General features: G+C 54.6%; 18 protein-coding genes and 1 riboswitch. Of the genes, 10 read left to right on the forward strand and 8 right to left on the reverse strand.

The window, feature by feature from the left end; translation table 11 throughout:
• The first annotated feature begins 631 nt into the window (after positions 1-631).
• Entirely contained in the window at positions 632-1,390 is a 759-nt protein-coding gene (locus GALF_RS13920; protein WP_013294685.1) for a GNAT family N-acetyltransferase, read from the forward strand.
• An 88-nt stretch (positions 1,391-1,478) separates the two neighbouring features.
• The gene (locus GALF_RS13925; protein WP_013294686.1) at positions 1,479-1,847 is read left to right on the forward strand and encodes a diacylglycerol kinase; all 369 of its coding nucleotides are present in this window, start codon (positions 1,479-1,481) and stop codon (positions 1,845-1,847) included.
• A gap of 9 nt (positions 1,848-1,856) precedes the next feature.
• On the opposite strand, the gene GALF_RS13930 is transcribed toward GALF_RS13925, so the two are convergent.
• The 8 genes from GALF_RS13930 to GALF_RS13965 all read right to left on the reverse strand — a co-directional run bounded on the left by GALF_RS13930 (position 1,857) and on the right by GALF_RS13965 (position 9,268).
• Positions 1,857-2,342: a protein disulfide oxidoreductase gene (locus tag GALF_RS13930; RefSeq protein WP_013294687.1), complete on the reverse strand. Its 486-nt coding sequence runs from the start codon at positions 2,340-2,342 to the stop codon at positions 1,857-1,859.
• Positions 2,332-2,721 carry an RNA-binding S4 domain-containing protein gene (locus GALF_RS13935; RefSeq protein ID WP_013294688.1) on the reverse strand — a complete coding sequence of 130 codons (390 nt, stop codon included), beginning with the start codon at positions 2,719-2,721 and terminating at the stop codon, positions 2,332-2,334. The genes GALF_RS13930 and GALF_RS13935 overlap by 11 nt, the downstream gene beginning before the upstream one ends.
• A gap of 26 nt (positions 2,722-2,747) precedes the next feature.
• Positions 2,748-3,656 (reverse strand): septal ring lytic transglycosylase RlpA family protein, encoded by a 909-nt coding sequence (locus GALF_RS13940; protein ID WP_013294689.1) that lies wholly within the window; start codon positions 3,654-3,656, stop codon positions 2,748-2,750.
• Between the two features lie 13 nt (positions 3,657-3,669).
• The gene (gene rodA, locus GALF_RS13945) at positions 3,670-4,767 is read right to left on the reverse strand and encodes a rod shape-determining protein RodA (RefSeq protein WP_013294690.1); all 1,098 of its coding nucleotides are present in this window, start codon (positions 4,765-4,767) and stop codon (positions 3,670-3,672) included.
• Entirely contained in the window at positions 4,767-6,701 is a 1,935-nt protein-coding gene (gene mrdA / locus GALF_RS13950; protein ID WP_013294691.1) for a penicillin-binding protein 2, read from the reverse strand. Before mrdA ends, rodA begins: the two co-directional genes overlap by 1 nt.
• Positions 6,698-7,210 (reverse strand): rod shape-determining protein MreD, encoded by a 513-nt coding sequence (mreD, locus tag GALF_RS13955; protein ID WP_013294692.1) that lies wholly within the window; start codon positions 7,208-7,210, stop codon positions 6,698-6,700. The genes mrdA and mreD overlap by 4 nt, the downstream gene beginning before the upstream one ends.
• Positions 7,210-8,109 (reverse strand): rod shape-determining protein MreC, encoded by a 900-nt coding sequence (gene mreC / locus GALF_RS13960; RefSeq protein ID WP_013294693.1) that lies wholly within the window; start codon positions 8,107-8,109, stop codon positions 7,210-7,212. Before mreC ends, mreD begins: the two co-directional genes overlap by 1 nt.
• A 115-nt stretch (positions 8,110-8,224) precedes the next feature.
• A complete protein-coding gene (locus GALF_RS13965; RefSeq protein ID WP_013294694.1) occupies positions 8,225-9,268 on the reverse strand; it encodes a rod shape-determining protein in 1,044 nt (347 codons plus the stop codon).
• Between the two features lie 84 nt (positions 9,269-9,352).
• Between GALF_RS13965 and gatC the strand changes: the two genes are divergently transcribed.
• The 8 genes from gatC (at position 9,353) to tpx (ending at position 18,502) form a co-directional block, all read left to right on the forward strand.
• On the forward strand, positions 9,353-9,640 hold the full coding sequence (gene gatC, locus GALF_RS13970) for an Asp-tRNA(Asn)/Glu-tRNA(Gln) amidotransferase subunit GatC (protein ID WP_013294695.1): 288 nt from the start codon (positions 9,353-9,355) through the stop codon (positions 9,638-9,640).
• A 5-nt stretch (positions 9,641-9,645) separates the two neighbouring features.
• Positions 9,646-11,094 (forward strand): Asp-tRNA(Asn)/Glu-tRNA(Gln) amidotransferase subunit GatA, encoded by a 1,449-nt coding sequence (gatA, locus tag GALF_RS13975; protein ID WP_013294696.1) that lies wholly within the window; start codon positions 9,646-9,648, stop codon positions 11,092-11,094.
• 9 nt (positions 11,095-11,103) lie between these two features.
• Positions 11,104-12,552 carry an Asp-tRNA(Asn)/Glu-tRNA(Gln) amidotransferase subunit GatB gene (gene gatB, locus GALF_RS13980; protein ID WP_013294697.1) on the forward strand — a complete coding sequence of 483 codons (1,449 nt, stop codon included), beginning with the start codon at positions 11,104-11,106 and terminating at the stop codon, positions 12,550-12,552.
• 3 nt (positions 12,553-12,555) lie between these two features.
• Positions 12,556-13,056, forward strand: a complete 501-nt coding sequence (locus GALF_RS13985; RefSeq protein ID WP_013294698.1) for a C40 family peptidase — start codon at positions 12,556-12,558, stop codon at positions 13,054-13,056.
• Positions 13,057-13,213: 157 nt separating this feature from the next.
• Positions 13,214-13,300, forward strand: a riboswitch (glycine riboswitch).
• Positions 13,301-13,465: 165 nt separating this feature from the next.
• The gene (gene gcvT / locus GALF_RS13990; RefSeq protein WP_013294699.1) at positions 13,466-14,554 is read left to right on the forward strand and encodes a glycine cleavage system aminomethyltransferase GcvT; all 1,089 of its coding nucleotides are present in this window, start codon (positions 13,466-13,468) and stop codon (positions 14,552-14,554) included.
• Positions 14,555-14,626: 72 nt separating this feature from the next.
• The gene (gene gcvH, locus GALF_RS13995; RefSeq protein WP_013294700.1) at positions 14,627-15,016 is read left to right on the forward strand and encodes a glycine cleavage system protein GcvH; all 390 of its coding nucleotides are present in this window, start codon (positions 14,627-14,629) and stop codon (positions 15,014-15,016) included.
• 84 nt (positions 15,017-15,100) lie between these two features.
• Complete coding sequence (gcvP, locus tag GALF_RS14000) at positions 15,101-17,950, forward strand: aminomethyl-transferring glycine dehydrogenase (protein WP_013294701.1); 2,850 nt, start codon at positions 15,101-15,103, stop codon at positions 17,948-17,950.
• 15 nt (positions 17,951-17,965) lie between these two features.
• Positions 17,966-18,502 (forward strand): thiol peroxidase, encoded by a 537-nt coding sequence (gene tpx, locus GALF_RS14005; protein ID WP_013294702.1) that lies wholly within the window; start codon positions 17,966-17,968, stop codon positions 18,500-18,502.
• The last annotated feature ends 36 nt before the right edge of the window (positions 18,503-18,538 follow it).

The following is an 18,538-nucleotide window of genomic DNA, read 5'->3' on the forward strand; positions in this document are numbered from 1 at the left end:
GCCGGATTACTGATCGTCGCGTCGAATTATTGCCGATACACAACAGGGATTCACTATCGAAATAATAAGGAAAGCGCTTACCAAAGGTTATCAGTTAAGCACCCACATAGATATTGGAAAATTCTTAGAGACGAGCTTATTTTCTCGTTTTTATTGAAGCACCTCTGGCCGCCAGATTACAACCTCGAACGACTGCAATTGGCACATTGTCGCCTATCGTCACTGTCGGCTTTGGAGTGATTAAACATGTGATCCATTCAGCATTTACAATCACGTAACTGCATGACAATCGATAATTTCAATTAACTTTAAAAATTTCTAGTTTACGATCAATAGATTCGCATCTAACAGCCTGTCATCATAGTGACAGTTTCGTTGAATATATCAGCGTACTCCGTTGCAATTTAGCAGCTTATACACGAAATAGATATTAGCTTATTGGGGGGGGTGATAAGTTAGCGGTGCCTTAGTCTGTGCCATGCACTGCACAAGTTGGTTTGATTATTAAATCGATCAGTCAAAAAAAGATTGGGCAGCTCGCGGTTGCATTTAATTTTTTGTTCATATTTGCTTAACCCTCCCGCAATACACCCCCCTTAAGCTGTTCGTATCTACCCGACGGAGAACGACCATGCTAGATCTGATTCGCCAGCCCGCTGCAAACCCTGTACGCCGCTTAAGTTGCGATTTGGCAACGACCCATACCCAGATGCAGGAAGCCCAGCGCATTCGCTATCAGGTCTTCGGCGAGGAAATGGGCGCAAAATTGCCGAGTGCGGCGACAGGCCTTGATGTGGATCGTTTCGATATGTATTGCGATCACCTCTTGGTACGCGACCAGAATAGCAACAAAGTTGTCGGCACCTACCGTATTTTGCCGCCCGAACAGGCGCGCATGGCCGGTGGATACTATTCTGAAACTGAATTCGATATGAGCAAACTGGCCAGCCTACGCGCAAATATGGCGGAAGTTGGACGCTCCTGCGTCGATGCCGATTACCGCGACGGCGCAACCATCACCCAGCTGTGGAGCGGCCTGGCAGACTACATCACGAAGCACGGCCATGAATATTTGATCGGCTGCGCCAGCATGAGCATGTCCGATGGCGGGCATTACGCCGCCAGCGTGTTCAACAAGGTGCATAAACTGCATGCCGCACCGGACGAATATACCGTCACCCCGCATAACCGCCTGCCGCTCGAATCACTCAATGGCGAAATGGAAGTCATCATTCCTCCGCTGATCAAAGGCTATCTGCGCATGGGCGCCTATATCGCGGGGGAACCGGCCTGGGATCCGGAATTTAATTGCGCCGATCTGTTTATCCTGCTGCCGGTCTCTCGCATCACTGCGCGCTTTAGCAAACACTTCATGCGCAAAGCCTCGTAATACCGTCTGATTGCAGCTTTTTTTGATGCAGACATTTTGTTGTCATGTTTTTACGCCATAATCGCTCCCTTTACTTCTGGAGTGCTTTATGGAGAGCCCTTACAAAGGAAAAACCGGTTTAAGACGTCTGCTCAATGCGTTCGGTTATTCCCTCGCCGGTTTTCGCGCCGCCTACAAGCACGAGGATGCGTTTCGTCAGGAAGCGCTGCTGGCCGCTATCCTGATTCCATTGGCGTTCTGGCTGCCGGTCAGCATGACGGGACGTGCACTGATGATAGGCAGCGTGCTGCTGGTGATTATCGTCGAACTGCTGAATTCGGCCATCGAAGCCACGGTCGATCGTATTTCGCTCGACAGCCACGATCTGGCCAAACGCGCCAAGGATATCGGCAGCGCGGCAGTCCTCGTCAGTCTGGTTAATGCAACGGTGATCTGGGTGCTGGTTTTACTGGCTTAAAGTCATGTGTTACAGGCCTGCCAGCCAACGCCTGATGATCAGTCCGGCCTGCGTGGTATAGCCTACCTCAACAAAACTTATCGTCCCGTCCGGTGCGATGATGAAACTGGCCGGAACGGCATGCACACCCCATGCACGGGAAATGCTGCCATCGGGATCATTCACCACCGGAAAATCAATGCCCTGCTCACGCATATGAGCCGCAACCTGTGCTGGTGATCCGCTCTGCATCGCAACGGTGATCACATTGGGATCCTCATGCGCGAGCGCTGCAATGGAACTCTGTTCAGCACGACAAACGGAACACCAGCTCGCCCAAAAATGCACCAAAACAGGATGTTCGGGATGTGCCGGCAAATGGTACGGCTGACCTGCAACCGTAACGCCCTGCAAACCGGGTGCCGCACCGCTTACCATATCGCGCTGCTGCCAGAGACGAATGCCCGCAATCAGCACCACAAACAGCAACAGATTGAGGGCGCGCTTATTCACCATTTCTGAATTTTTCGATCTCGCGCCGGTCTTTTTTGGTGGGACGATACTTGAAGACAGCAATCTCGGGTTGCATTCTGTGCTGTTCGGCCATCAAAGCGCGACGCGCGGCACTTTCATCGGACTCCCGATATAACTGATGTGCAACCGGCGCCGGCCCGCGTTTATCCGAAAGCGCCAGCACCTCGATATCGAATTTAGCCTGGCCAAAATGCAAAACGATATGATCGCCTGTCGCAATGGTTTTGGCCGGTTTAACACGTACCCCATCCATCAGCACACGGCCATTTTCAATCGCATGCAGTGCCAGCGAGCGCGTTTTATAAAATCGTGCCGCCCACAGCCATTTGTCGATACGCAGTTTTTTGGTAGTGTCGCTCATGATTTTCGACTTACCACTTGCCACTTTTAGTGCAGATTTACCATCGGCATAAAGCCCAACTTGCTACGCAGCGCTTCACGACTGTTGCGTGCCTCGATCTGACTGGCATAGGGGCCAAGATGAACCCGGGTCTTGTTGTCCTGACTGAACAAGATCAGCTGTTTGCCTGTCTCGCCGAGTTTTCCGCGCATTTCCGACAGGAATTTTTCAGCGGCCTCTTTACTGCCGAAAGCGCCCAGCTGCAAGAATACGTTGCTGCCTGCTGCTGCCGGCGTTGCGCTATTTGTTGCGACAGGATCCAGCGGTACGCTCTGCACCGCTTCAGTTCTGGCGATCGGCCTGCTGTCTGCAGTCACACTTTCAATTTCAACTTCCGAACTGCCGCTACCGGTAATGCCCAGCTTATGCGCAGCGGTATAGGACAAGTCGATGACGCGGCTATGCAGGAAAGGACCGCGATCGTTAACGCGTACCACGACCGACTTACCGCTTGCAACGTGAGTGACTCTTGCATAGCTCGGAATAGGCAAAGTCGGGTGCGCAGCGGTCATCTGGTACATGTCGTACTTTTCGCCGCTCGAAGTGCGCTGACCGTGGAATTTTTTGCCGTACCACGATGCGATACCGCGCTGTTTAAAATTACCGGTTTGTGTCAGCGGCGTATAGCTCTTGTCCAGCGCCGAATAGGGTCGGTTAGCATAGCGATGCAGCGGTTCATTGACCGGAATAGCATCGGGAATTGCATCGATATTTGCCGGAGGATTTGCGCCCGGGCCATCACCTGCAAGATAACCGCCGCCAACCGGTTTATCGTCGGTTGAACGGTCTTCAATCGGCGCGGGGGTTGCGCGTGATTCTGTCTGACGTTGCGGCGTCGTGCCGCAGGCAGTGAGTACCAGAACAGACATTGCCACGACAAAAATATTTTTACTCATACTTACTCCTTATTTAACTCTTAACGAGCTTCTTGTGTGTCTGTATGCTCATCAGCATACCAAACCCCAGCAGCAGCGTCAGCATGGAAGTCCCGCCATAGCTGACCAGCGGCAGCGGTACACCCACGATCGGCAAAATACCGCTGACCATGCCCATATTGACGAAGGCATAGGTTGCAAACGTCAGCGTGATGGAACCTGCCATCAGACGTGTGAAATAAGTCGAGGCGTTTGCCGTAATAACAAAACCGCGCGCGATCACGAAACAATACATTCCCAGTAAAATCAAATTGCCGAGCAGACCAAACTCCTCCGAATACACCGCGAAGATAAAGTCGGTAGTGCGCTCCGGCAGGAAATCCAGATGGGTTTGCGTACCATTGAGATAGCCTTTACCCAGAATACCGCCTGAACCAACGGCGATCATGCCCTGTATCGTGTGATATCCCTTACCCAGTGCGTCTTGCGAAGGATCGAACAACATCTCGATGCGATGGCGCTGATAGTCATGCAACATCGACCACAAAAACGGCGCACTGGCGATTCCTGTGGCTAACAATCCACCCATCACGCGCCAGGAAAGCCCTGCCAGAAACAGTACGTAAAAACCGCTCGCTGAAATCAACAGTGCAGTGCCCAGATCCGGCTGGCGCGCGATCAGAGCGACCGGCAACAGCAGCAGTAAGGCGGCCACCACGTAATTTTTAAGCGTCAGGCCCGCTTCGTATTTCTCGAAATACCAGGCCATCATCAGCGGCACGCCGATTTTCATCAGCTCGGACGGTTGTATGGTTGCCACCCCGATGTTCAGCCAGCGTCTGGCACCATGGCTGATTTCGCCGAACAGCGCCACTCCAATAAGGAGCAGCATGCCCAGCACATAGATCGGCACGGCTGTGCGCATCAGATAATGCAGCGGCAGATTAGCCACCACCCATAGACAACAGAAGGCCACCAGTATGTTCGCACCCTGCGCCAGTACCCTGTCGAAACTATGGTCGCTTGCGCTGTACAGCGTCAGCAGGCTGGCGGCCATCAGCAACCCCATCCCGGCCAGTAAAGGCAGATCGAGATGCCGAATAATTGCCTGCCAAATTCGTTGTCTGGTCATCAGTCAGCCTCAACTTCCGGAACGCCCGATGCGGCCGGGTTAGCATTTATCACCGGTTTTACAACCGGAATCACGGGTGCGGGCACTTTACCAAGCAAATAGTAATCCATGACTTTGCGCGCGATGGGAGCTGCTGTACCGCCGCCGTGTCCGCCATTTTCAGCCAGCACCACCACCGCGATTTTGGGTTTATCAACCGGCGCAAAAGCGATGAACCACGCATGGTCGCGATGACGTTCGTCGATTTTGCTCGCATCGTATTTCTCGCCTTGCTTCATGCCGACGACCTGCGCCGTACCGGTTTTACCGGCCAGCGTATACAGCGCCCCCGCGGAGGCTTGCGCTGCCGTACCACCCGGTTGCGTCACTGCGGTCATGGCGCGTTTAACGAGATCGATATGCGCGGCATCGAGCTTAATATCAAAGGCCGGTTTATCTTCCAGCTTGCGAATTTCACCGCTAACCGAATTTTTTATTTCGCGAACCAAATGCGGCCGATAGCCTATACCGTCATTGGCCAGTGTCGCCGTCGCCGCCGCCAGTTGCAGCGGAGTGACCAGACTATAACCCTGACCGATGCCAACCGAAACGGTGTCACCGGTAAACCATTTCTGTTTAAAACGCTTCATCTTCCATTCCTGCGAGGGCAACAGGCCGGATGTTTCACCTTCCAGATCAATGCCGGTCTTCTTGCCGAAACCAAAACGAGACAGAAAATTGAAAATATTGTCGATACCCATCTCGACCGCTAAACCGTAATAATAAGTATCGCAGGAAATGACAATGGATTTGAATAGATCGACCGTGCCGTGCCCGCCCTTTTTCCAGTCGCGGTACTGGTGACTGCTACCGGACAGGGTGTAATAACCCGGATCGCCTATCGTCTGGCTTGGCGAACGGATGTTGTAAAACAGGCCCGCCAGCGCCATGAAAGGCTTGATGGTAGAACCCGACGGATATTGTCCGCGCAGCGCACGGTTATTGAGCGGATGATCCGGCGATTCATTGAGCGTCTTCCAGCTGTCCGCATCGATACCGTCGACAAACAAACTGGGGTCATAGCCCGGACGGCTGACAAAAGCTAACACTTCGCCGTTGGCAGGATCAATCGCAACCAACGCACCGCGATAATCGCCAAAAGCCTGTTCGGCGATATCCTGCAACTTTGCATCGATACTCAGAATCAGCGTGTTACCTGATACCGGCGGGGTACGTGACAGAATACGCACCGCACGCCCTGCCGAATCTACCTCGACCTGTTCAATACCGGTGGTGCCGTGCAGCTCATTTTCATAGTACTGTTCAAGACCTGTTTTGCCGATGTAATCGGTGCCTCGATAATTCGCGGCGGTCTCATTTTCTTCAAGCCTATCCTCGTCCGCCTGATTGATGCGGCCGATATAACCCAGCAAATGGGCGGTTTTTTCGGAATACGGGTACTCACGGAACAGGCGCGCCTTGATTTCAACACCGGGAAAACGATACTGCTGAGCGGCAAAGCGCGCCACTTCTTCGTCAGAGAGTCGACTGCGTATCATCAGTGTCTCGAAATCATGGCTTTCGGCATGCAGCTTTTTGAAACGTTTGCGGTCTCTGGGCTGTATATCCACCAGGGTCGCCAATTCGTCAATAGTTGCCTGCAGATTTTTGACATGGCTAGGGGTAATTTCCAGCGTATATCCGGAAAAATTATGCGCCAGCACCACACCGTTACGATCGACGATCAGGCCGCGATTAGGCACGATAGGCATCACCGAAATACGATTTTTTTCGGCCAGCGTCTGGTAATAGTCATGGCGCATCGCTTGCAGATATACGAAGCGCGCCAGCAAAATAGCCAGCAAAAGCAACGCAAAGCCGATGCCGATAAACAACCGCAAGCGAAAATTGAAAATCTCTTGCTGGTGGTTTTTCAGTTCAACCTGTCTGCTCATTCCCTGTCCACGCGCATCTGACGCATCGACTGAAACAGACTGCTCATCGGAACCCACAACAGCGTCGAAGTCAGACAACCTAAGAAATAGGTCCAAACAATCTGGCCGTTTACCTGCCATTGCACCAGCGCATACACTGCATAGGTCGAGAACAAAATCACCAACACCTGAGTGGTTTGCTCGCGCAGATCAAACATCCTGATACGACGGCTCAACACCACACCGCCGAATGCCAGCAGGGTATAGGCCAATGCGTGTTGCCCGAACAAGCTGGCATCTCCCACATCAGCCAGTATGCCAATCGCCCATGACAATCCGACACCGATGCGCAGCGGTTTATGCGTACACCAGTAAAGCAGCACTACCGCCACAAAATCGGGGTGCAATGTCAGCCACAGCCCGCCCCACGGCAAGCCGTTGAGCAACAGCGCGGTGACGATGCTGGTCACGATGAACATCGTGCTGACCGGGCGCAATATTTCCGGCTGAGTGTGATTGAGAAACGGCATCAATTGCCTCCCGATTTCTTCAATTGCCCCCTGACCGGCTCCGGCTCAGGACGTTCGGGAAGTTTAGGGGACGCAGACAACACCAGCAACTGGCGGTATTTATCCACGCCGCCGACTGGCAGACAGGCGATGCGCGCAAAGGGATAGGCTGCATCGCGCTCAATTTTTTCAACTTTTGCGACAGGAATTCCCGGCGGGTAAATACCATCGATACCGGATGTCACCAGAATGTCGCCGTTTTGAATATCGGTGCTGACCGGCATGTAGCGCAGCTGCAGCTGGCTGGTGTCACCCGCGCCAAACGTCACACTGCGCAACCCGTTGCGCAACACCTGCACCGGCACCGCGTGATCTTTTTCAGTAATCAGGGTCACTTCAGACAACCAGGGGAATACGCGGGTGATTTGGCCGACGATTCCCTTGTCGTCCATCACCACCTGACCCGGTTGCACGCTGGCGGTGCTGCCTTTATTGATCAGCACTTTACGCCTGAACACATCGCGTTCGGTGTAGACAATCTCGGCAAACTGGCCTGTGTACTGACTGCGTTGCTGCAATGCGATCAGGTTGCGCAGCTGCATATTTTCCTGCAACAAGGCTTGCTGCTGTACCAACTGCACGCTATCGATTCCGTGCTGGCGTTGCAACGCGGTCTTGTCCGCGAGCAGGCTGTTTTGCGTGACGAAAAAATCACCCGCCTGTTGCATCAGCATTAACGGCATCGTTGCCAGCCGCTGTAGCGGCGAGACGAGCACCGACAAGGCGCTGCGGGTTGATTCAAGGTAGCGGAAACGCGCATCGACAAACATTAGCAGCAATGATAACACGGCAAAAAACACGAGCCGGGCTGCCGGACTCGGGCCCCGGTTAAAAACCTGAAATGTTTGCGTGCTGTCCATTTTAACTAGGAAGTGGTGAGTGGCAAGTCGTAAGTGAAAAATGGAAAGTGGGAAGTAAATTCACTCCCCACTGAGGCACAAAGTGCCGATCCACTGACTACTCCCCCATCAAGGTTTATTCAGTGGTAAAGATGCCAGTCGATTTGTCCATGCTCTCCAGTGCCATGCCGGAACCGCGCACGACACAGGTCAGCGGATCATCGGCGATCAGCACCGGCAAACCGGTCTCTTCCATCAACAAACGATCGATGTCGCGCAGCAACGCACCGCCGCCAGTCAACACCATGCCCTTGTTAGCAATATCCGCACCCAGTTCTGGGGGCGTCTGCTCGAGCGCAATTTTCACCGCACTGACGATGTTGTTCAAAGGATCGGTCAGCGCTTCGAGAATTTCGTTACTGGAAATAGTAAAGCTGCGTGGCACGCCTTCAGCCAGATTGCGCCCCTTCACTTCCATTTCGCGCACTTCAGAACCCGGGAATGCAGAACCGATCGTTTTCTTGATTTCTTCGGCTGTGGTTTCACCGATCAGCATGCCGTAGTTGCGACGGATGTAATTGATGATCGCTTCATCGAACTTGTCACCGCCCACACGGACCGAACCCGAATACACCGTGCCGCCCAGCGAAATCACGCCGACTTCGGTCGTGCCGCCGCCGATATCGACCACCATCGAACCCGTTGCCTCTTCGACCGGCAAGCCGGCGCCGATTGCAGCCGCCATCGGCTCTTCGATCAGTTCCACGCGGCGCGCACCGGCACCGACTGCAGATTCGCGAATTGCGCGGCGTTCAACCTGAGTGGAACCGCACGGCACGCAAATCACGATACGCGGGCTCGGGCTGAAGATACTGGCCTTATATACCTTGCGGATAAACTGCTTCAACATCTGCTCGGTCACGGTGAAGTCGGCGATCACACCATCCTTCATCGGACGAATCGCCGTGATATTGGCAGGGGTACGGCCCAGCATTTGCTTGGCGCCCAAACCGACCTGTTGAATGATTTTTTTGCCGTTTGGTCCGCCTTCCTGACGGATGGCCACCACCGAAGGCTCGTTCAGTACGATACCTTGCCCGCGCACCCAGATCAGCGTGTTCGCCGTCCCCAGATCAATCGCCAGGTCGTTAGAAAAATAGCCGTTAAAAAGTCCAAACATGTTGATTCCCGAAAAGTCTAAAATGGTGTGCTGAATAATCACGATATGATACCCTATCAGCCTCATTAATATAAAGCTTTTACTATGTCATTAAGTACAGCCGACGTTCAGAAAGTGGCGCGCCTTGCCCGCCTTGCCATGAACGACACCGAAATTGAAGCTGCCAGAACGCAGTTATCCGGCATTTTTGAACTCATCGCCGAAATGCAGGCGGTCGATACCACGGGCATTCAACCCATGTCGCACGCGCAGGATCTGTCGCAGCGACTGCGCGAAGATCGTGTCACCGAAGACAATCAGCGCGAACTGTTCCAGCGCATCGCGCCGCAAGTCGAAGACGGCCTCTACCTTGTCCCGCAAGTCATCGAGTAAATACCATGTTGAATTCCAGCCTCTCACAACTGGGCGCAGCACTGCGCGCCAAAAAAATTTCCAGCGTCGAATTGACACAGTCCTATCTCGACCGCATCGCGACGCACAATCCGGTCTATAACGCCTACCTCACAGTCGATAATAAAATCAGTCTGGCGCAAGCTGCGGCGGCCGATCAGCTGCTAGCAACAGGCGCCGCCCAGGCACTGACCGGCATTCCGATCGCGCAAAAGGATATTTTTTGCGCCAAGGGCTGGCGCACGACCTGCGGTTCGAAAATGCTTGCCGACTTTATCGCGCCTTACGATGCACATGTGATCGAGCAGTTCAACCGTGCGGGCGCCGTGAATCTGGGCAAGACCAACATGGACGAATTCGCCATGGGCTCATCCAACGAAACATCATATTTTGGACCGGTCAGAAATCCGTGGAACCCGAAAGCGGTGCCCGGCGGCAGTTCAGGCGGGGCTGCCTCTGCCGTTGCAGCGCGGCTTTGTGCTGCGGCGACCGGCACCGACACAGGCGGCTCGATCCGCCAGCCAGCCGCCCTTTGCGGCATCACCGGCATCAAGCCGACCTACGGCACCGTGTCGCGCTACGGCATGATCGCCTTCGCGTCGAGCCTGGATCAAGCAGGCCCGATGGCGCGTAGCGCGGAAGATTGCGCGCTGATGCTCAACGTGATGACGGGATTCGACGAACGGGATTCGACCTCCTTGCAGCGCGACAAGGAAGACTACACGCGCGATTTAAACAAACCGCTGGCCGGCCTGCGTATCGGGCTGCCGAAAGAATTTTTCGCCGAAGGCCTGTCTGCTGATGTAGGCGCCAGAGTCCAGGAAGCGATTGCCGAATACCGCAAACTGGGTGCGACGATCGTCGGCATCAGCCTGCCCAACACGCGTCTGGCCGTGCCGGTGTATTACGTGCTGGCGCCAGCGGAAGCGTCCAGTAATCTGTCGCGCTTTGACGGCGTGCGCTACGGTTATCGCGCACCGGAATACACAGACCTGACAGATATGTATGAAAAGAGCCGCTCGCAAGGCTTCGGCGAGGAAGTCAAACGCCGCATCATGATCGGCACCTATGTACTCTCGCACGGGTATTACGACGCCTATTATTTACAGGCACAAAAGATTCGAAGGTTGATCGCACAAGATTTCACCGATGCCTTCCAGCAGTGCGATGTGATCATGGGACCGACCTCGCCTTCCACCGCGTTTAACCTAGGCGAAAAGGGCGACGATCCGGTGCAGATGTATTTGTCCGACATCTACACCATCGCGGTGAATCTGGCAGGGCTGCCCGGCATGTCCATCCCCTGCGGCTTCGGAACAAATAACATGCCCGTTGGCTTGCAGATCATCGGCAACTATTTCGACGAGGCACGCATGCTGAACGTCGCCCACCAATATCAACTGGCGACCGACTGGCACAGTCGCGCACCACTGTAAGGAATGCTTATGACTTGGGAAATCGTCATCGGGTTGGAAGTGCACACGCAACTGTCCACCCGCACCAAAATTTTTTCGGGCGCCTCCACGACCTATGGCGCAGAACCTAACACGCAGGCGGATGCCGTGAGTATCGCACTGCCCGGCGTGCTGCCGGTATTGAACAAGGGCGCCGTCGAACGCGCCGTCAAGTTTGGTCTGGCGGTCGGCGCACATATCGCACCCCGCTCGGTATTTGCGCGCAAAAATTATTTTTACCCCGATCTGCCCAAGGGCTACCAGATCAGCCAGTTCGACCTGCCGGTGGTCGGCATGGGTGCATTGACCATACAAGTCGAACCGCTGTCCGGCAACGCCAAGCCCTATGAAAAAGTCGTACGCATCACCCGCGCCCATCTGGAAGAAGATGCCGGAAAATCGGTGCACGGTGCATCGCAAGGCATGACCGGCGTGGATTTGAACCGCGCGGGCACGCCCTTGCTGGAAATCGTCTCCGAACCCGATATGTGTTCCGCCGCCGAAGCGGTCGCTTATGCGAAGACCTTACATAACCTAGTGCGCTGGATCGGCATTTCCGACGGAAATATGCAGGAAGGCTCGTTCCGCTGCGACGTCAACGTGTCGGTGCGCAAACCCGGCGAAGAACTCGGCACGCGTCGCGAAATCAAGAACTTGAATTCATTCAAGTACATGCAACAGGCGATCGATTTTGAGGTGCAGTGGCAGATCGACACCATCGAGAACGGCGGCAAGATCCATCAAGCCACCATTCTGTTCAATCCGGATACCGGCGAGACGCGCGCGATGCGCAGCAAGGAAGACGCGCACGATTACCGTTACTTCCCCGACCCTGATCTGTTGCCGCTGGATATCACGCCCGAAATGCTGGAAGCGATGCGCGCCGAACTGCCTGAACTCCCCGAGGCACGCCGCACGCGTTATGTCAGCGAACTCGGCTTATCCGCCTACGACGCTAACAGCCTGACCTCATCGCGCGAAATGGCGGATTATTTCGACACCTGCGTCACCTCAGTGGGCAACGCCAAATTGTGCGCCAACTGGTTGATCGGCGAACTATCCGCCCAACTCAACCGCGACGGTCTGGACATGGCGCAATGCCCGGTCTCACCTCAACAAATGAGCGGCATGCTGGTACGCATCGCGGATAACACCCTCTCGAACGCAGGCGCGAAGGAAGTTTTCCGTACCCTGTGGAGCGATGGCGGGGACGCGGATACGATTATCGAAGCCCGCGGCCTGAAGCAAGTTTCCGACTCCGGCGCGATCGAAGCTCTGGTGGACGAAATCATCACAGCGAATGCCGATAAGGTCGCCGAATATCGTTCAGGCAAAGACAAACTGTTCGGCTTCTTCGTGGGTTTAGCCATGAAGGCCAGCAAGGGCAAGGCCAATCCGGCTCAGCTCAATGAAGTCCTACTAAAGAAACTGGCCGGATAATCGATGAAGTTACGGACGCTGCTCTTCGTCTGCACCCTGCTGCTCTGCGGCCTGTCGGTTGCTGCTGACCAGGAAAACCCGCCTTCGGAACAGCCGATGACTTTGTCGGCATCGGTGAAAAATCTGCTGAATTACGCGCGTAACTTTGAAGGAATATTGTACAAGCGTGGCGGCAATAGTCCGGAGAGCGGCTTTGATTGCAGCGGATTCGTGCGTTATGTTTTCAGCCGGGCCGAGGATGTGATAATCCCTCACAGTTCAGTTGCAATTAGCAAGCTCGGTGATTACATACGCAGACATGATCTGCACCCGGGTGATCTGGTATTTTTCAGTTTCACGAACACCATTTCTCATGTCGGCATCTACCTTGGCAACGATCAGTTCATCCACGCCTCGAGCACTCAGACCGGCAGCGTGATGGTTTCTAGCCTGAATGACAACTACTGGGCAAAGCATTTCACGCTGGCCCGGCGTATTCCGACCTCTGCAGACGCAGCAAAATAGGCGTTGATTTATGGCGGCTTACAACGAGAGCGTTGTGAGCCATTAGGGTTGAGCCATTAGGGTCAGACTCGATTTATCCATAACCTCCCGCTATTCGTGCCAGGTTACAAATAGCCGTTGTCAGCTTTCGGGCTTTCCAGCATAATTCGCACTGCCGTCAAGACCAATGGGAGAGCGTGGTTTTAACCACCGCCGAAGGCGTAACACCCGTAACCGCTCAGGCACAAAGAACTATTGGCACAGGCAAATCTGGAGAGCGCGGACTAAATCCGCCACCGAAGGGGCACACGATTAAATGCCGATACCAACCCTCAGGGTTATTGGCGTTATTGTAATCTCTCAGGTACCAAGGACAGATGGGGCGCAGCGCGATTTCGTGCTGCGCCTTTTTTATTTTCTGAAAGCGAATATGACTCTTAAGACTACGCCACTTAATGCAGCACACCGCGCGATGGGCGCAAAAATGGTGGATTTCGGCGGCTGGGATATGCCGGTGAACTACGGCTCGCAAATCGATGAACACCATCAGGTGCGCAATGACGTCGGCATGTTCGATGTGTGCCACATGCGGGTGGTCGATGTCAAAGGCGCTAACGTCAGAAGCTTCTTGTGCTACCTGCTGGCCAACAACGCCAACAAGATCACGCTGCCGGGCAAAGCGCTGTATTCGGCGATGCTGCGCCCGGATGGCGGCGTAATTGACGATCTGATTATCTACTTTATGACGGAAGACTGGTTCCGCATCGTGGTGAATGCCGGCACGGCCGATAAAGACATCGCCTGGATGAAAGAACAGGCAGCGGTACATGCACCGATGCTTACCATTACCTCACGCGATGATCTGGCAATGGTCGCCGTACAAGGCCCGAACGCACGCGCTAAGGTATGGCAGGTCTTACCGCAGACACAGGCGGCAACCGAAGGCCTGCAAAACTTCCAGGCTGCCGATTGCGGTGAACACTTCATCGCACGCACGGGCTACACCGGCGAAGATGGTTTCGAAGTCATGTTGCCGAAAGAAAAAGTCGAAGCGTTCTGGTACGACTTGAACAAAGCCGGCGTCGCACCGATCGGGCTTGGCGCGCGCGATACCCTGCGTCTTGAAGCAGGCATGAACCTGTATGGTCAGGACATGGACGAAACCGTAGGTCCGCTGGAATCAGGTCTTGCCTGGACGGTGGACTTGAAGAGTGAGCGTGACTTTATCGGCAAAGCGGCGTTGCTGGCTAATCCGCCAACCCAGAAGCTGGCAGGTCTGCTGCTGCTCGATCGCGGCGTATTGCGCGGCCATCAAAAAGTGCATACCCCGCACGGCATCGGCGAAATCACCAGCGGCAGTTTCTCCCCGACACTGGAAAAATCGATCGCCTTGGCGCGCCTGCCGATCGATGTTGCAATCGGCGATACCGTACAGGTCGCAATTCGCGATAAGATGCTGAACGCGCAGGTAGTAAAATATCCGTTCGCACGAAATGGAAAAGCAGTCGTTAGTCTCTAGTCGTTAGCGGCGAGTTAACGACCACACAGCGACACCCCCAACCAATAACTTACGACTGATTTTGGAGAACTCATGAGCAACCCGTCCAACCTGAAATACACCGCCTCCCACGAATGGGTCAAAACAGAAGCCGACGGCACGGTCAGCGTCGGTATCACGCAACACGCACAGGGATTGCTGGGCGACATGGTATTCGTCGAAGCGCCGGCTGTCGGCCGCCACCTGAAGGCTAAAGAGGAATGCGCAGTCGTAGAATCAGTCAAAGCTGCAGCCGACGTCTATGCGCCGGTATCAGGCACCGTGACCGAAATCAACGTGGCGCTGGACAGCAGCCCGGAAGACATCAACAACGATCCTTACGGCGCTTGGATGTTCAAGCTCACACCCGACAACGCAGGCGATGTAGAGGCACTGCTTAATGCCGCGGCTTATCAGGCCGTCATCGACAGCGAAGCACACTAAAAATCAGGATTGAGGATTGAGTAAAACCAGCTTTTCAATCCTCAATCCTGACGTTTCAATCCTCACTCCTAATTCCTCACTCCTATGAATACAGACCAATTTGTAAACCGCCACAACGGCCCGTCCGACAAAGATGTTCAGGATATGCTCAAAGCCATCGATGCATCGTCTCTGGATGCGCTGATCGACCAGACGATCCCGGCAGCAATCCGTTTAAAATCGCCACTGAACCTGCCCGAAGGACTGTCCGAGCACGCCTATCTGCAACACCTGCGCGGCATTGCGGCGAAAAACAAACTGTATAAATCCTACATCGGTCTGGGCTATTACGACACCATCCTGCCGCCGGTGATTCAACGCAACGTGCTGGAAAATCCGGGCTGGTATACCGCCTACACCCCCTATCAGGCTGAAATCGCGCAAGGTCGCTTAGAAGCGCTGCTCAATTTCCAGACCATGATTGTGGATCTGACCGGCATGGAAATCGCCAACGCGTCCTTGCTCGATGAAGCCACTGCAGCAGCCGAAGCGATGACCATGATGCACGGCCTGCGCAGTCGGGACGCTGCTGGCAAGAACAGCTTTTTCGTGTCGCACGAATGCTTCCCGCAGACCATCGAGTTGCTCAAAACCCGCGCCAAACCGTTAGGAATTGAGCTGGTCATTGGCGACTTCAAGACCGTCACCCTAAACGACAAACTGTACGGCGCATTGCTGCAATATCCGGCAGCCAACGGCGTGGTACACGACTACAGCGAGTTTGTCGGACGCGCGAAAGAACACGGCATGACCATCGCGGTTGCCGCCGATATCTTGAGTCTGGTGCTGCTGACGCCGCCTGGCGAATGGGGCGCGGACATCGTGCTGGGTTCTACGCAACGCTTCGGCGTACCGATGGGCTACGGCGGCCCTCACGCGGCTTTCTTTGCGTGCCGTGATGCCTACAAGCGTTCGATGCCGGGACGCATCATCGGTGTGTCGGTGGATGCCGACGGCAACCCCGCCCTGCGCATGGCGCTGCAAACCCGCGAGCAACATATCCGCCGCGAAAAGGCCACCTCCAACATCTGCACAGCACAAGCGCTGCTTGCCATCATGGCCAGCATGTATGCCGTCTATCACGGCCCGCAAGGATTGCGCGGTATCGCACGCCGTGTTCACCTGTCCGCCGTCGCACTGGCAAATGAGCTGAAAAAACTGGGCTACCAGATCGCGCACGACACATTTTTCGACACGCTGAAACTGACCCACACGGACAACGTGAAGATTCATGCCTTAGCCGAAGCCGCAGAAATCAACTTCCGCTACAGCGGCGAAGGCCTGGGGATTGCGCTTGATCAGACAACCAGCATCAACGATTTGAATGCGATTCTCGCCGTGTTCGCACAGGCGGCAGGAAAAGCCACACCGCGATTGAGCGAATCGCAAGTGACTGCGTCTGCGATGCATCTGACGGTCAGAAAATCGGCCATTTTGAACCACGCGGTGTTCAATTCCTACCACTCAGAAACGCTGATGATGCGTTACATCAAGCGCCTCGAAAACAAGGATCTGTCACTAACGCACTCGATGATCGCGCTGGGTTCCTGCACCATGAAACTGAATGCCGCATCCGAATTGCTTGCGCTGACCTGGCCCGAATTCGCCAGCCTGCACCCTTTCGTGCCGGTCGAACAAGCCACCGGCTATCAGGAACTCATCGCAGGGCTGGATGCCGCGCTATGCGAGATCACGGGCTTTGCACAGATGAGTTTTCAACCCAACAGCGGCGCCTCCGGCGAATATGCAGGTCTGCTGGTGATTCAGGCGTATCACCGCTCGCGCGGCGAAGGTCAGCGTAACGTAGCGCTGATCCCCTCCTCGGCACACGGCACCAATCCTGCCAGCGCGGCGATGTGCGGACTCTCCATCGTGGTAGTCAAATGCGACCAGAACGGCAATATCGATGTCGCCGATCTGCGCGAAAAAGCCGAACTGCACAAGAACGATCTTTCATGTCTGATGGTCACCTATCCCAGCACGCACGGCGTGTATGAGGAGTCCATCATTGAGATCACCAGCATCATCCATGCTAACGGCGGCCAGGTTTACATGGACGGCGCCAACATGAATGCGCAGGTTGGACTCACCAGCCCCGGCAACATCGGGGCGGATGTGTGCCATCTGAACCTGCACAAGACATTTGCGATCCCCCACGGCGGTGGCGGCCCGGGCGTCGGCCCGATCGGCGTGGCGGAACATCTAACTCCATTCCTGCCCTCTCATCCGCTGGTTAAAACCGGCGGCGAACAAGGCATACACGCGGTATCTGCTGCACCCTTCGGCAGCGCACTGATCCTGATGATTTCCTACGGCTACATCAAGATGATGGGCGGCGCAGGCCTCACGCAAGCGACCCGCATGGCGATACTGAACGCCAATTACATCAAGGAATCGCTGAAAAATCACTATTCAACGCTGTATCAGGGCACAAACGGCCGCTGCGCACATGAAATGATCTTGCAGTGCATCGACTTTAAAAGGGAAGCTGGCATCGAAGTCGCCGACATCGCCAAGCGCCTGATGGATTTCGGTTTCCATGCACCGACCACCTCATTTCCGGTGGTAGACACGCTGATGGTAGAGCCGACCGAAAGCGAGTCAAAAGACGAACTTGATCGTTTTTGCGAGGCGATGATTGCAATACGCGGTGAGATCGACGAAATTATCGCCGGTCGCGCCGACAAAAAGAACAACGTGATCAAACACGCGCCACATACCGCGAAAGCCGTGGTATCGAGCAACTGGGACCGTCCGTACAGCCGCGAGCAGGCAGCCTATCCGCTTCCCTGGGTACGCGAGAATAAATTCTGGCCTTCTGTCGCGAAAATAGATAATGTGTATGGCGACAAAAATCTGGTTTGCGCCTGCCCGCCTATTGAGTCCTACCTCTAACCTAAAGGACACACCATGACCCGTAAAAAAGAAGCATCCAATAAAGTTGCCGTCACGCTCGATGGCAACCCGGTCACGCTATACGGGACATTTCCAGCCGTAAACCAAACCGCACCGGCGTTCACGCTGGTCGATAAAGACCTCCAAGACGTGACGCTGCAAAGTTTTGCAGGTAAACGCAAGGTGCTCAATATCGTGCCAAGCCTGGACACGGCGGTGTGTGCCACCTCGACACGTCGTTTCAATGAAGCGGCGAGTGGGCTGGAAAATACCGTGGTACTGGTAATTTCTGCCGATTTGCCGTTCGCGATGAGCCGTTTTTGCGTGGCCGAGGGCTTGGACAACGTAATTACATTGTCGCTGATGCGCGGCCGCGATTTCATGCGCAATTACGGCGTGAAGATCGCCGATACCGCACTGGCCGGACTCACTGCCCGCGCGGTACTGGTACTGGATGAAAAAGACCGTGTGCTGCATGCCGAACTGGTGAGCGACATTACGCACGAACCTGATTACGATGCCGCGTTACGACAATTATCAATTGATAATTAACAATCCGTTATCAACTTTCAACTATTAATTGGGTTA

Origin of the sequence: Gallionella capsiferriformans ES-2, from assembly GCF_000145255.1 — a bacterium.
In the GTDB taxonomy this organism is placed as follows: Bacteria; Pseudomonadota; Gammaproteobacteria; order Burkholderiales; family Gallionellaceae; genus Gallionella; species Gallionella capsiferriformans.

Bases quoted from the DNA above. Each gene is read 5' to 3' on its own strand.
- GALF_RS13940 (WP_013294689.1), bottom strand. From the start codon at position 3,656: ATGAGTAAAAATATTTTTGTCGTGGCAATGTCTGTTCTGGTACTCACT.
- gatB (WP_013294697.1), top strand. From the start codon at position 11,104: ATGACTTGGGAAATCGTCATCGGGTTGGAAGTGCACACGCAACTGTCC.
- gcvH (WP_013294700.1), top strand. From the start codon at position 14,627: ATGAGCAACCCGTCCAACCTGAAATACACCGCCTCCCACGAATGGGTC.
- GALF_RS13930 (WP_013294687.1), bottom strand. From the start codon at position 2,342: ATGGTGAATAAGCGCGCCCTCAATCTGTTGCTGTTTGTGGTGCTGATT.
- gatA (WP_013294696.1), top strand. From the start codon at position 9,646: ATGTTGAATTCCAGCCTCTCACAACTGGGCGCAGCACTGCGCGCCAAA.
- GALF_RS13920 (WP_013294685.1), top strand. From the start codon at position 632: ATGCTAGATCTGATTCGCCAGCCCGCTGCAAACCCTGTACGCCGCTTA.
- mreD (WP_013294692.1), bottom strand. From the start codon at position 7,210: ATGCCGTTTCTCAATCACACTCAGCCGGAAATATTGCGCCCGGTCAGC.
- gatC (WP_013294695.1), top strand. From the start codon at position 9,353: ATGTCATTAAGTACAGCCGACGTTCAGAAAGTGGCGCGCCTTGCCCGC.
- gcvP (WP_013294701.1), top strand. From the start codon at position 15,101: ATGAATACAGACCAATTTGTAAACCGCCACAACGGCCCGTCCGACAAA.
- GALF_RS13925 (WP_013294686.1), top strand. From the start codon at position 1,479: ATGGAGAGCCCTTACAAAGGAAAAACCGGTTTAAGACGTCTGCTCAAT.
- tpx (WP_013294702.1), top strand. From the start codon at position 17,966: ATGACCCGTAAAAAAGAAGCATCCAATAAAGTTGCCGTCACGCTCGAT.
- mreC (WP_013294693.1), bottom strand. From the start codon at position 8,109: ATGGACAGCACGCAAACATTTCAGGTTTTTAACCGGGGCCCGAGTCCG.
- gcvT (WP_013294699.1), top strand. From the start codon at position 13,466: ATGACTCTTAAGACTACGCCACTTAATGCAGCACACCGCGCGATGGGC.
- mrdA (WP_013294691.1), bottom strand. From the start codon at position 6,701: ATGAGCAGACAGGTTGAACTGAAAAACCACCAGCAAGAGATTTTCAAT.
- rodA (WP_013294690.1), bottom strand. From the start codon at position 4,767: ATGACCAGACAACGAATTTGGCAGGCAATTATTCGGCATCTCGATCTG.
- GALF_RS13935 (WP_013294688.1), bottom strand. From the start codon at position 2,721: ATGAGCGACACTACCAAAAAACTGCGTATCGACAAATGGCTGTGGGCG.
- GALF_RS13985 (WP_013294698.1), top strand. From the start codon at position 12,556: ATGAAGTTACGGACGCTGCTCTTCGTCTGCACCCTGCTGCTCTGCGGC.
- GALF_RS13965 (WP_013294694.1), bottom strand. From the start codon at position 9,268: ATGTTTGGACTTTTTAACGGCTATTTTTCTAACGACCTGGCGATTGAT.